Origin of the sequence: Psychrobacter sp. C 20.9, from assembly GCF_001921765.1 — a bacterium.
Classification (GTDB): Bacteria; Pseudomonadota; Gammaproteobacteria; order Pseudomonadales; family Moraxellaceae; genus Psychrobacter; species Psychrobacter piscatorii_B.
In genome coordinates, this window is the sequence record NZ_MRYC01000002.1 from 192,737 (window position 1) to 205,764 (window position 13,028).

The 13,028-nt window shown below is 44.8% G+C and carries 9 protein-coding genes and 1 tRNA gene; 2 read left to right on the plus strand and 8 right to left on the minus strand.

The window, feature by feature from the left end:
- Positions 1 to 14: 14 nt before the first annotated feature.
- The 7 genes from BTW00_RS02335 to BTW00_RS02365 all read right to left on the minus strand — a co-directional run bounded on the left by BTW00_RS02335 (position 15) and on the right by BTW00_RS02365 (position 9,230).
- A tRNA-Ile gene (locus tag BTW00_RS02335) sits at positions 15 to 91 on the minus strand.
- 93 nt (positions 92 to 184) lie between these two features.
- Positions 185 to 997, minus strand: coding sequence for a pteridine reductase (locus BTW00_RS02340; RefSeq protein ID WP_075106044.1), 813 nt, complete (start codon positions 995 to 997; stop codon positions 185 to 187).
- 38 nt (positions 998 to 1,035) lie between these two features.
- Positions 1,036 to 2,214 (minus strand): tRNA nucleotidyltransferase, encoded by a 1,179-nt coding sequence (locus BTW00_RS02345; protein WP_075106045.1) that lies wholly within the window; start codon positions 2,212 to 2,214, stop codon positions 1,036 to 1,038.
- Positions 2,215 to 2,378: 164 nt separating this feature from the next.
- Positions 2,379 to 4,697 (minus strand): NADP-dependent malic enzyme, encoded by a 2,319-nt coding sequence (locus BTW00_RS02350; protein ID WP_075106046.1) that lies wholly within the window; start codon positions 4,695 to 4,697, stop codon positions 2,379 to 2,381.
- Positions 4,698 to 5,049: 352 nt separating this feature from the next.
- A complete protein-coding gene (locus BTW00_RS02355) occupies positions 5,050 to 6,516 on the minus strand; it encodes a YdiU family protein (RefSeq protein WP_075106047.1) in 1,467 nt (488 codons plus the stop codon).
- 335 nt (positions 6,517 to 6,851) lie between these two features.
- Positions 6,852 to 8,030, minus strand: coding sequence for a fatty acid desaturase (locus BTW00_RS02360; RefSeq protein ID WP_178379238.1), 1,179 nt, complete (start codon positions 8,028 to 8,030; stop codon positions 6,852 to 6,854).
- Between the two features lie 471 nt (positions 8,031 to 8,501).
- Positions 8,502 to 9,230, minus strand: a complete 729-nt coding sequence (locus BTW00_RS02365; protein WP_075106049.1) for a glycerophosphodiester phosphodiesterase — start codon at positions 9,228 to 9,230, stop codon at positions 8,502 to 8,504.
- A 345-nt stretch (positions 9,231 to 9,575) separates the two neighbouring features.
- Between BTW00_RS02365 and BTW00_RS02370 the strand changes: the two genes are divergently transcribed.
- Positions 9,576 to 10,523 carry a hypothetical protein gene (locus BTW00_RS02370; RefSeq protein ID WP_075106050.1) on the plus strand — a complete coding sequence of 316 codons (948 nt, stop codon included), beginning with the start codon at positions 9,576 to 9,578 and terminating at the stop codon, positions 10,521 to 10,523.
- Positions 10,524 to 10,668: 145 nt separating this feature from the next.
- Here the strand turns inward: BTW00_RS02370 and BTW00_RS02375 are convergent, their stop codons facing one another.
- Positions 10,669 to 11,265: a cob(I)yrinic acid a,c-diamide adenosyltransferase gene (locus BTW00_RS02375; protein ID WP_075106051.1), complete on the minus strand. Its 597-nt coding sequence runs from the start codon at positions 11,263 to 11,265 to the stop codon at positions 10,669 to 10,671.
- Positions 11,266 to 11,456: 191 nt separating this feature from the next.
- Here BTW00_RS02375 and cysS point away from each other — a divergent pair, with 191 nt between their 5' ends.
- Positions 11,457 to 12,917 carry a cysteine--tRNA ligase gene (gene cysS, locus BTW00_RS02380; RefSeq protein ID WP_075106052.1) on the plus strand — a complete coding sequence of 487 codons (1,461 nt, stop codon included), beginning with the start codon at positions 11,457 to 11,459 and terminating at the stop codon, positions 12,915 to 12,917.
- Positions 12,918 to 13,028 lie beyond the last annotated feature (111 nt).

Consider the following 13,028-nt stretch of genomic DNA (forward strand, 5'->3'; position numbering starts at 1 on the left):
TAAGGGTTTGAATTTGGTGGGCCCAGTAGGACTTGAACCTACGACCAAAGGATTATGAGTCCTCTGCTCTAACCAACTGAGCTATGGGCCCTAACGTTAGACGCACAATGATACCTGATTTTTTGAATTTTTCAAGTAAAAGATAACAAGTAACCAATAAATTTTTAATCGGTTTAAAAGCGGATTAAAAGCCACTACCAGCCAAAGTCAGGCTACGCCCCCCATCGATTGTGATAATTTCACCTGTGACATAATGCGCCTGTACCAAGTACAGTACACTATGAGCAATCTCCTCAGGTTTGCCGATTCTTTGCATAGGGATTGAATCGATAATATTGGTTTGTTGTACTTCATCCATGGCTTGGTCGCCATTGGGGTCGGGTAAGATATTGACGCCAGGTGCAACACCATTGACGCGTATGTCTGGTGCCAGCTCTAACGCTAGCGACTGAACCATCATTCGATGCGCAGCTTTTGCCATGTTATAGACCGTATAATTGTTAAACGGTCTATCATGCGCGTGAATATCCAATAAGCTGATAATACAGCCTTGCTGATGTTTGAGGTAGGGCACTAGCGCTTGGCTCAATAGTAAAGGCGCCTTGGCATTGGTTAGAAGTAATTCATCCCACTGCGTATAATCAATGTTACCAAGCGGGCTTGGGTAGAACCGTGACGCATTATGTACCAGTATATCTAGCTGTCCAAAGGCTTCTATGATATTTTTAACAAAATCCTCTAACGCTGTACCATGATTGACTACTGCCAAATCCGCAACAATAACCACTGCGCTATTAGCACGGCTTTTGTTAAGTTGGTCAGCTAAGCTATTAGCTTCTTTTTCGCTACGATGACAATGAATAATGACACGGTAGCCTTGAGTGTGCGCTGCTCTGATAATTGCCGCACCGATGCGCTTAGCGCTACCAGTTACCAGCATCACCGGAGGTTGGGTGTCAGTATTCTTTGATAGCAGAGTGTTAGGTTCTTGGTTCATAGTGACAATGTTTTTTAAAATGTTTTTTAAAATACTTTTTAATAGGCGTCATGCGCTTGTAAGTGTTCAATTCTGCTTTGGCGTAAGGCTGCACCAATAGCGGGGCCTTTAAGGTCTGGCGCAATGTCAGTCATGCCGACAGCGTGAAAGCTATTTAGTGCCAGCATCATTTGACGGTGCTGTGTTGCCAGCTGTAAGACGTGACTGCATACAAGGAGCTGTGACAGCTTATCTGGCTCTTTATGAGCACCACAAGCTTGTATAAGGTCAATCTTTTTGGCAGCGCTCAGACTGTTTATCATGCTCAGCGTTTCGGCTTGCTGAGCGAATAGGGTAGCGAACTGCGTATGCGCTTTGGGGACTTTAGCTTTATTACCGATATCATTGATATCTCTTAGCGCTTTTGATTGGTCATGCGTATGTTCATTATTAAATAGTGACGGGGTCAGGCTGACCATTAACAGTGCCCAACGCTGTGGCAAGTTTAGGCGCATTTGACCAGCAAAATATAGTGCCGTCTGCACCGTCTCTCTTATATGCGTATTATTCCAAGCCCCATGTAATGGCGCAAAATACTCGGTAAGTGCACCGATATCAAACAATTGCTGCCAGTATACTTGCGGTGATAGTTGCATCGTTGCACGGCTTGACTCTTGCCAGATACGCTCCGCACTCAAATGAGCAAGCTCTCCTGAGTTGACCAGTTGACGCATTAGGGTCAAGGTGTCTTCCGCAATGGTAAAACCCAAATCATAATAACGCCCGTAAAATCGAGCCGTCCTCAGCACTCGTAATGGGTCTTCGCTAAAAGCGTCAGATACATGACGTAACGTTTTGTTCTCTAAATCTTGTAACCCACCGTAATAGTCAATGACTTCGCCACTGATGGGGGTGTCATCAGCGAGACTAGTGACCTCTATAGTCATCGCATTGATAGTCAGATCACGGCGCTGCAAATCCTCTTTTAAACTAACATTAGGACTGGCATGTACGCTAAAGCCTTTATATCCTGAGCCTTGCTTGCGCTCTGTACGTGCAAGGGCATACTCTTCATGAGTGGTGGGATGCAAAAACACAGGGAAGTCCGCACCTACTTGTTGAAACCCTGCATCAAGCATCTCCGAGACAGTTGCACCAACGACGACGAAGTCTTTATCTTTGACAGGTTGTTGTAATAGTTGATCTCGAACCGCACCACCCACAAGATAAATTTGCATAAAAGCCTCTTCTTATTGAACCGATATCAGCGGCCCAATCGCAATAAATCAAAAAACCGCCCATGCGTGATGTGCATTGGCCGGTTTTAGTATAGCAAAAAGGCCCTGCCAATGGATGACAGAGCCCTTTTGAATCACATAATCATACGAAGTAGGACGTCTGATTATTTTTCGCTTTCTAAATCTTGTGCTTCAGTCACAGTCAATGCCGTCATATTGACGATACCGCGAGCAGTCGCTGATGGCGTCAAGATATGTACTGGCTTATTCGTACCTAACAAGATAGGTCCAATAGACGCACTGCTGGTTGCCGTTTTAAGTAAATTAAAGGCAATATTTGAGGCGTCAAGCGTTGGCAAGATCAGCAAGTTCGCAGCGCCTTTTAGTGGGCTTGATGGCATATCGTTTAGGCGGATATGTTCATTCAGTGCGGCATCTCCTTGCATCTCGCCTTCAAAATCAAAGTCGACATTCATGTCAGTTAGTAGCTCATGAACCTTGCGCATTTTGACCGCGCTGGCAAGATTTGAAGCGCCAAAGTTTGAATGAGAGACTAATGCAACACGTGGCGTGATACCAAAACGGCGGATTTGATCGGCAGCCAGAACGGTCATTTCAGCCAACTGCTCAGCGGTTGGATCTTCATGGACGTACGTATCAGCGATAAAGATGTTGCGATCTTGCATCAATACGGCATTCATCGAATAAAAATCATTGATGCCTTCTTTTTTGCCAATGACATTCTCGACATATTTTAGGTGCATCTGATAGTCACTAAACGTACCACAAATCATACCATCAGCATCACCGTTGTCGACTAGCAGAGAACCAATTAAAGTGGTTTTGCGACGAACATCACGACGAGCAAGCTCGATACTCACGCCGCGGCGCTTGTTTTTCTCGTAGTAGCCCTGCCAGTAGTCTTTGTAGCGAGGATCATCATCTTGGTTGACGATCGTGATGTTTTCGCCATCTTTTAGACGTAAGCCCAACTTATTGATGTGATCGTTGATGACTGCTGGACGACCAACCAAGATTGGCTGAGCCAAGCCTTCATCGACGACCACTTGTACGGCCAATAAGATATTATTGTCTTCGCCTTCACAGTATACGATACGCTTTGGCGCAGACTTAGCGCGTGCAAAGATAGGCTTCATAACAAACGCAGAGTTGTAGACAAACTCAGACAGACGCTGACGATATGCCTTCATGTCTTCGATTGGCAGTGTCGCTACGCCTGAGTCCATTGCCGCTTTGGCAACCGCAGAGGCAATCTCGATGATTAGGTTTGGCTCTAGAGGGCCAGGGATTAGGTAGTCACGACCGAAGCTTTTCATCGTCTCGATGTTTCTGACGTTGGTCGTAGGGGTTGCTTCGACGTGTGCCATGGCAGCGATGGCTTTTACGCAAGCGACTTTCATCTCTTCGTTGACGGTTGTCGCACCAACATCCAATGCACCCCGGAAGATGTATGGGAAACATAGTGCGTTGTTTACTTGGTTTGGATAATCTGAGCGACCAGTTGCCATGATGACGTCTGGACGTACCGCATGTGCCAATTCTGGCATGATTTCAGGTGTTGGGTTGGCAAGTGCAAAGACGATAGGATCTTTTGCCATACGGCGAACCATATCTTCTGATAGAGTACCTGGCATAGATAGACCTAAGAACATATCCACATCGTCCATCACTTCTTCGATAGAGGTAGCGGTTGTCTCACGAGCATAACGTTGTTTGGTTTCATCAAGGTTTTCACGACTAGTGCTGATAATGCCACGTGAATCTGAAACAATAATGTTGTTTTTATTAACACCAAGCGCGCAAATGATGTCTAGACAAGAGATGGCGGCTGCACCTGCACCTGAACAGACAACTTTAATTTCTTCGATTTTTTTGCCAGTGATCAATAGCGCATTAAGCATCGCTGCGGCAACAATGATTGAGGTGCCATGTTGATCGTCATGGAAAACAGGAATGTTCATACGCTCACGTAATACGCGCTCAATTTTGAAACATTCTGGTGCTTTGATATCTTCTAAGTTGATACCACCAAAGGTAGGCTCAAGAGAAGCAACCGCTTCGATGAACTTATCTGGATCATTTTGGTCAATTTCAATATCAAAAACGTCGATACCTGCGAACTTTTTGAATAGAACGCCTTTACCTTCCATCACTGGTTTTGATGCCAATGGACCGATATTACCCAGACCTAGTACGGCAGTACCGTTAGTGATGACACCAACTAAGTTGTTACGTGCCGTATATTTAGAAGCGAGCTTTGGATCTTTTTGGATCTCAAGACACGGTACAGCCACACCTGGAGAGTAGGCGAGTGCCAGATCGCGTTGGTTAGCTAGCTGCTTAGTAGGAGTTACTGAGATTTTACCTGGGCGTGGAAACTCATGGTAATGTAAGGCAGCTTGTTCAAACTGCTCTTTTTCTGTACTGAGGTTATCCGTATTCGAAGTGGTATCGTCATTCATAATAATTGCCATGGTTGGAATAAATTGGAATAAATTAAATGGTGATAAAAAACGTCTAACCCTCAGAAATAATTGAATGATTATAATCATCAGCAAAGGGCTTTGAACGTTAAATGACTAACGACCATCAGAATCACGGTCGTTGATCAAAAATCAGGTCAAAAAAGCAATCTAGCAAAAATAGTCATTCTACCATTATTGGCAATTCGCTGCCTAGTCGACCGTATGGAAGCGTGCGAATAATATAATAAAATGATATTCGTTATTTATCTGGTTGATAATGCCAAAAAACACCGACCAATATCAACCTTAATTTGATAATATATTCAAAATATTACAGTATACATCCATATTAAGATGAGCAGCTAATAGGCATTTGCGGTACGTTCGGCGCCGGTGTACTCGTATCGAGATCAGTCGCGATATCTTGGACGTGATAAGGATTAGTTAGCAGGCGATAGACACGATCGACTTCTTCAAACTGACCTTGCTCTGCGGCAGTAATGGCACGCTGCGCCATACTATTACGCAAAACGTACACAGGGTTATTGGTCTGCATATCGTTGATTGCTTGCACGGTTGATGATTGCTCAACCTGTGCCAGATAACGTATAGACCAATCTTGCCACACTTGCTGTGCATCACTGCTTAATTCAGTAGTCATGGTAGTCAGTAATTTTTGCTCATATGGGTGATCGTTCGGCGTGACCAAACCGAGGAGCGCACGGAAACTATTGGTATAGTCGAGCAAGTTGTCTTCTAACAACGTTAACCATTCAAAAGCCAAGCTCAGGCTGTCGCTTCGGTGTGGTAGTCCAAGCTTGCGGCATAGACCTTGCTGATAATGCTGCATAAAGGTTGCTTCGTAAGGTGCCAAGCACTCAGAGAGCGTCTCACGGCTAATACCTTGCAGGCGCATAAAATGCGGCAGCCAAACGTTCAGATTCCAATGACCGATAGCAGGCTGGTTTTGGTAGGCGTAGCGACCAGTATGGTCAGAGTGATTGTTAATCCATGCAGGATTGAAGCGCTCCATAAAGCCAAACGGCCCGAAATCCAAAGTACTGCCTGTAATGGATAAGTTATCCGTGTTCATCACACCGTGAGCAAAGCCAATCAGTTGCCAGTCAGCAATCATGCGTGCAGTGCGCCCAACGACTGAGGTCAAAAACGCTGCTGTGGGGGCATCGCTATTGCGACACTCTGGATAATAAGTATCAATCATATAGTCGGTAAACTCACCGAGTAAGTCAGGTGCAAAGCTGGCAATCCATTCAACATGACCAAGGCGAATATGGCTATCAGCCACACGCATCAATGCCGCACCCGCTTCGATACGCTCACGGCGCACTCTCGTATCAGAGACAACAAAACCTAAGGCATTGGAAGAGGAGATACCAAGCTGCGTCAATGCGTGACCGCATAAGTACTCTCGAATCGTACTACGTAAGACCGCACGCCCATCACCCATGCGTGAGTAGGGTGTCAGGCCAGCCCCTTTGAGATGTAAGTCTTGAGGTTGTCCATTGCTATCGAGCACTTGCGCCATCAGCAAACCGCGTCCGTCACCCAGTTGCCCAGCCCATTGTCCGAACTGATGACCTGCATACGCCATTGCCAATGGTCTAAAGTCAGATGGCACATATTGACCACCCAATATCTCAACCCAATTGGTCATCAGATCTTCATTGTCTGCCCAACCTAATTGCTGTGCGACTTGGGTATTGAAGTGTCCAGCACGTGGAGTGTCCAGTGGCGTGGGCGGCTGCTCATGATAAAGGCGCGTGTCGAGATTGACATAAGTATTTTGATAACGCATACAGGCCGTTTCCATTAAAATATAAAAGTGAGAATGTCACTATAACATAGCACTCATATGGCATCGTTGCACTCTGTCCATCTCTTGTAATATCTAGCCAAAAAATAAAACTAGCTACTTTGGGTGAGCTGAGTTTAGTGGATTAGTTGGTTACTGTCACTAGGTTGGAGGTTGCAACGATTGAGCCTATATATTTCATCATTTACTACGATGATAAGATTATTAAAAGTAAAGGTAGTGACATAAACCATAAATTATAAACAAAAAAATCCCCCTATCTAGGGCAGATAGAGGGAAGGAGAAACCTGACAATTACGATAACTTATAAAAACCAGTTAGGCGGCTTTTTTGCTGATACCAATAGAGCGAAAAGCATTCTTTAGGTTATTATTATGCTCAAGAATTTTTTGCTCAATCTTAGCATAATCATGCTTGAGCTTATCATCAGCCTCGTGCAAGCGATCAGCGAACTCTGTCTTTTTGAGTTCAATCGTTTTTGCTTTTAGCGCCTGCCATTCTGCAACAGTCTGTGTAAAGGCATCATATTCAAACTTAATACGATCTTGGAAGCTCTTCATCGCGTGAGGAAGATCAATGCCACTGTTGTTAGCCGTATCAATTTGCTGCTGTGCTGTTTTGAACTGCATTTGAACTTCAGCATGTTTGATGGTCGTGTCATCGACCGTGCGCAGATCAGAGGTCAACCCAATCTTTGACAAACCAGCGATCAACCATTTGGTTGGGTCATACTGCCACCATTTTACGCCATTACGATAGTCGTATTGGAAGAAGTGATGGTAGTTGTGATAACCCTCACCCCACGTAAAGAGAGCCAAGAAGAAATTATCACGAGCGGTGTTGGTATCGGTATAAGGACGATTACCAAGCATATGACACAATGAGTTAATGAAGAAAGTAAAGTGATGCGTCAATACCAAGCGCAGCAAACCTGCCAACACAAGCGTGCCCCAAACATCACCCAACAACCAACCAATAGCCGCGACCAAACCAACGTTGGTGGCTAGTACCCATAGGCCATAATATTTATGCTGTACCTGTAGGACTTTGTCTTTGGTCAAGTCAGGAATGTTTTTGTAGTCAAAGTTGCCGCTAGGATAGTTACGTAGCATCCAGCCGATATGGCTGAACCAGAACCCACGTTTTGCTGAGTACGGATCGTCCATCACATCATCGACATGACGATGATGAACACGGTGACCTGAAACCCAGTCAAATGCAGACCCTTGTACCGCTAGGGTAGATCCAAGCAATAAAAAGTTTTTGACGATTGGATGCGCTTTGTAAGCACGGTGCGCCAACAGGCGATGATAACCGGCGGTGATGCTAATGCCAGTCCATACCATAAAGGCACCAAATACACCCCAGACAGGGGCGCTTACATCATGAGTAAACAAATACCATGGTGTAATGATAGCAGCAGCAATCGGCGTCGTTACCAAAAAAGTCGCTGGAATCCAGTTGATTGGCGCTTTTGTAAATTCAAACTCACGCATATCAATGCTTTGCTCTTTTGTCAGAACATCCGTTTGCTCAGAAGCGTTAGCGTAGTTGCGTTTTGCCGTAGGCTGCTCGTCAAGAGCCATATGCGCTTTCTTTTCATCAAAACGAGTCTTAAAACGCGTGACTTGAGTGCTGGCGTTCTTTACAAAGGTATCGCCAGATTTGATAGCGAAACGTAAGCCTTTAAGCGGTAAGCCAAGTGCTTTTTTTGCAATCATATAATATCCCTAACGGTATTAATTTAAGTCCCCATAGTACCTGAAAAAACATATAAAGTGAACACTTATACACTATAAAAATATTGCTAAATAACAATAACTTGTATGAATTATAGGCTGTATGAGTCAAAAATGCCGATAACTTGTCAGGCATTAAGGGGAAGTGTAAGTAACGCTATAGATATGTAGGGACTGTAAGGGTGAAAAAAGAGATTTATCTAAAAGTGAAAAATATGGATAGACGGTTCAAGGCAATAATAAATGACGTGGAAAGTCAGTAATAATCACGTCGGTATTCCAGCTTATAAGCTGTTCAATCGTATGGACATCATTGACCGTCCAAGCGCTTACAGGCAACCCATAACGGTGACTATGTTTGATAACGTCTTGTGTCAAAAGCGGATAATGAATACCTAATTGGATACAACCAAGCTGCAAAGCGGTGTTTGTCGCTCCTGCCAAGGCATCTGGCGTGCGAATCAATAATCCTCGCGGTATGCGAGATAATAGTTTGTGGCGTTGCAACCGATTATGCAGCTCCACATCAAAGCTGGTCAGCACCACTGGCAAGCTGGCAAGCGGTGTATCGATAAGCTCTTGCGCCAGTGCATTAACCAACACCGCATAATTGGTTCGATTGTGAGTTTTAATCTCAAGCTCAATCACCCTAAATCCTCTCAGTACAGGCGCTATATTGGCTAAAGTCATGATTGGCTGCCCGAATTGTAAGCGGCACTGAATCTCTGTAAGCCCGAGCTGATCAATACGCGACTGTTGACCGCACATACGCTCCAAATCATCGTCATGGAACACAATCAAGTGACCATCGGCATTCAGTTGAATATCAAATTCAACCCCTGCCAAGCCTTGTGAGGTTAGATTTTGAGAATACTTAAAGCCTGAAAAGGTATTCTCTAAACTCTCTCCGCGAGCGCCACGATGACCTAATAAACGCGTGTTTTTGAAATTTACCATATCACATGACTACTGACTGATTTTACGACTCATCATATATTGTCATGACATCAACGTCTAATAGAATTTGTGGCGTGACCAATATACTTTGTGTCTGATGTTTCTCTAGTATTTGTTATGTTTTTGCAACCAAACGCAGGTTTTACCCATAATGAGGGGCGCTATTTGTATATCCATGGGCTACACTAATGACCATTTCAACCAAACACCGTATAATGATGTGGTTTTCAAATCTATCGCAGACCGTTAATGACACCATTGTTTTATAAGTCTGCCATGCAGTTTGAGTGTTAAATATTGTCCATCAGTGGCGGTAAGAACCAGTAAATTGGGAGTAAAGTAAATATGAGCGTAGCAAATATAAGTTTGAGCAAGTGGCATAAAGTGGCTGGAATCGGAATAGTATGTAGTTTGGCGCTTGCAGGCTGTGATCGCTCAGAGAAAGAAGATACTGCCGATACGGCAGAGATAACGGAACAAGAGCCAGTAGCGACCGAAAGTGCCGTCGCTCCTGCTATCAATTGTGATGACCCGATGGTACAAGACCGTCTCAAATCTGCTTTAAAAAATACGCTCAACCAACAGGCACAAGCGTTGGCTGCTAATTATGCAAATGATGCCGAGATTAGTCTAGAAAGCGGCGTTGTCACTGAAAAAATCAATGGCGTGGTTATCGATGTGCAAAACGCTGCAATACTACAAAAAGCCAATGACAATGGTATGACAACGTGCCAAGCAAGTGTCAGCATGACACTGCCAAGTGAAGACTTGTATCAAGCCAGTCAAGTGCAAGCGGCTAACAATCAGCCAAGCCTGCAATCTCGTTTGGCGCAAGACAATATCCGTATCAATAACAACATGCTCGTTGATGACGCCTTTACTTATGTTGTCGGTACTCAAGGCGGGCAAGTGCGCACGCGTATTGCTGGACAGCCAGCGTTGATTACTGTGGTTTCAGATGTGATGGCAGGCTCTGTGTTGAAATCTGCGATGGATGAGGAGCGTGCTGAGCGCCGTGCAGCAGCCCAAAGCAGTAACAATAATACTCAAGCAGCACCCGCTCGTCAGCAGCCTAGAACCATCACGCCAGTTGAGCCAATTCGTCCTACTGAACCTGCGACGCCGCCAACCATCAATAAACCGACCAGCAACCAAAACAGCTCGACAGAAAACAATCAAGCAGCGGCTACTACTGAGACCAAAAAACCAGTAACGCCAGCGACGCCAAAATCCGTGCCGAAAGATGAAACCATCGATATGGTCATCATTGAAGATGATAGCGCTACTTACTAATTTGCAATTTTATGAGTAGTTAGCAACTGGTAGTCGATAGATATTGCTAAGTAATAAAAACCCCGTAACATGAGTGCTGCGGGTTTTTTTATAATCGAAAAATCAACCTAGGTCAGAGGGTGCTAGCAATATTAGGTTTGATTCATTAGCGATTGTCAGCGAAGTTTTGCAAGACTTGACTGTCCCATAGTACTTCAGAGACTTGTTCGGGATCTGTACAAAAGCGCGCAGCGACAAACAACCAATCAGATAAACGATTGATAAAGCTGATGGCAGTGCGCCGTATGGCTGCTGGGCGCTGCTCCTGCAATAACACAGCTTGGCGCTCAGCTCGGCGACACACACTACGTGCTACATGCAACTGGCTCACCAGTACAGAGCCTGTGGGTAAAATAAAGTCTTTCAGTGGTGGCAGCGAGGTATTCATCATATCGATTTGTTGCTCTAGCCATTCGATATGGGTGGCATTGACGCCCTCATATTCTGGCATGGCAAGCTCACCGCCGATATTGAACAATAGATGCTGAATAATAACTAAGGCTTGAGAAAAATCCTTGCTGATAGATTGGCCTTTGTTTCTTTGTAGTTGAGCACGCACCAGTCCGATATGTGAGTTGAGCTCGTCGATATCACCCATGACACCGAACAGATTGTCAGCTTTACTGAGTCGACTGCCATCAGCCATACCCGTGCTGCCATCATCTCCAGTACGCGTGTATATTTTGCTTAATCGATTGCCCATCTTTATATCCTTAACGGTTTTTATGATTGAATGGTGGTAGTTGCCTGCTCATTGTAGTATTTTACGCCTGTTTTCGCTAAGATAATGGGTTACGTTAAAATTATAATCATATCATCGGTACGGCTTGCTTACTTGCTGCGGCTGATATTTTCAATCTATTTATTATATTTATGCTAAAAGGCTCTTTTATTATGACCACACCACTTGCAGATGCGATGTCTCAACTTGCTATTTATGACTCACTGACTGGCGGCAAGCGTCCGTTTGAACCACTCAAAGCAGGGAAAGTGGGTATGTATGTGTGTGGTATGACCGTCTACGACTATTGTCATATCGGGCACGCTCGAATGATGATTGGGTTTGATATGGTGGTGCGCTGGCTCACCCAATTGGGTTATGACGTCAATTACGTGCGCAATATCACTGATATTGATGACAAAATCATTGCGCGCGCCGCCGAGAATGGCGAAGAGATTGGAGCGTTGACCCAGCGCTTTATTACAGCGATGCATGAGGATTTTGCAGCCCTTGGCTGCTTGGCACCTGATGCGGAGCCGCGCGCGACTGATCATATCGATGATATGCAAACCATGATTGAGACGCTGGTCACAGGTGACTATGCATATGCAGGCGACAATGGCGATGTCTACTATGCTGTCGATAGTTTTGCGGATTATGGCAAATTATCGAAGCGCAATCTTGATGAGATGCAGGCAGGTTCACGTGTCGATGTCGAAAATGATAAGCGCAACCCATTTGACTTTGTGCTTTGGAAAGCGGCGAAACCTGATGAGCCGCAGTGGGCGTCACCTTGGGGACAGGGGCGTCCGGGTTGGCATATTGAATGCTCGGCCATGTCGACCAAGTGCTTGGGCAATACCTTTGATATTCATGGCGGCGGTCACGACTTGCAGTTCCCGCATCATGAGAATGAAATTGCCCAGTCTGAGGCAGCGACGGGTTGTGAGTACGCGCGTAACTGGATGCACGTCGGGTTTATCAATGTTGACGGCGAAAAAATGTCCAAGTCGTTGGCTAATTTCTCAACCATTCGCGATGTTATAGCAAAATACTTGCCTGAAACGGTGCGTTTTTTCTTATTATCAAGCCATTATCGTAGCCAGGTAAATTTTTCAGATAGTGCATTAGATGAAGCTCATAATAGCCTAAGCAGATTATACAACGCGTTAAAACTGGCTGAGCAGCAAAAAGGGCAGACAATCACAATCGATGATCGCATCATGACAGACGCCTATAATACGGCTGCTGGACAAGATTTTATCAAAGCCATGAATGATGACTTCAATAGCTCAACAGCGATTAGTGTTTTATTTGGTCTGGCACGCGACATCAATAAAGCCATCAAAGCTGAAGAAGTCGAGACAGCATGGCAGTTGGCACAGCAATTAAAAGCATTGGCGCAGGTGTTGAATATCTTACAACAACCTGTGCAGCAGTTTTTGCAAGCGGTGATTGGTGATAAAGCAGAAGATGGTTTGACTGATGCGGCTATTGAAGGGTTAATCGTCGAGCGTGCAGATGCCAAAACCAACAAAAACTTTGCGCGTGCTGATGAAATACGTGAGCAGCTAAAAGAGGCTGGTATTGAGCTTGAAGACAGCCGCGCTGGTACAACATGGCGCCGCGCATAGATATATAGACGCTGTGCATCAGATTACATACGCATGCTAATAAATTAAGTCAGCTCACGCTGGCTTTTTTTTGCAGAGTGCATTAGGTTAAAGCATACCGAATGCACTTTT

Coding starts and splice junctions, on each gene's coding strand:
- BTW00_RS02355 (WP_075106047.1), bottom strand. CDS start 6,516: ATGCGTTATCAAAATACTTATGTCAATCTCGACACGCGCCTTTATCAT.
- BTW00_RS02365 (WP_075106049.1), bottom strand. CDS start 9,230: ATGGTAAATTTCAAAAACACGCGTTTATTAGGTCATCGTGGCGCTCGC.
- BTW00_RS02340 (WP_075106044.1), bottom strand. CDS start 997: ATGAACCAAGAACCTAACACTCTGCTATCAAAGAATACTGACACCCAA.
- BTW00_RS02345 (WP_075106045.1), bottom strand. CDS start 2,214: ATGCAAATTTATCTTGTGGGTGGTGCGGTTCGAGATCAACTATTACAA.
- BTW00_RS02350 (WP_075106046.1), bottom strand. CDS start 4,697: ATGAATGACGATACCACTTCGAATACGGATAACCTCAGTACAGAAAAA.
- BTW00_RS02370 (WP_075106050.1), top strand. CDS start 9,576: ATGAGCGTAGCAAATATAAGTTTGAGCAAGTGGCATAAAGTGGCTGGA.
- cysS (WP_075106052.1), top strand. CDS start 11,457: ATGACCACACCACTTGCAGATGCGATGTCTCAACTTGCTATTTATGAC.
- BTW00_RS02360 (WP_178379238.1), bottom strand. CDS start 8,030: ATGCGTGAGTTTGAATTTACAAAAGCGCCAATCAACTGGATTCCAGCG.
- BTW00_RS02375 (WP_075106051.1), bottom strand. CDS start 11,265: ATGGGCAATCGATTAAGCAAAATATACACGCGTACTGGAGATGATGGC.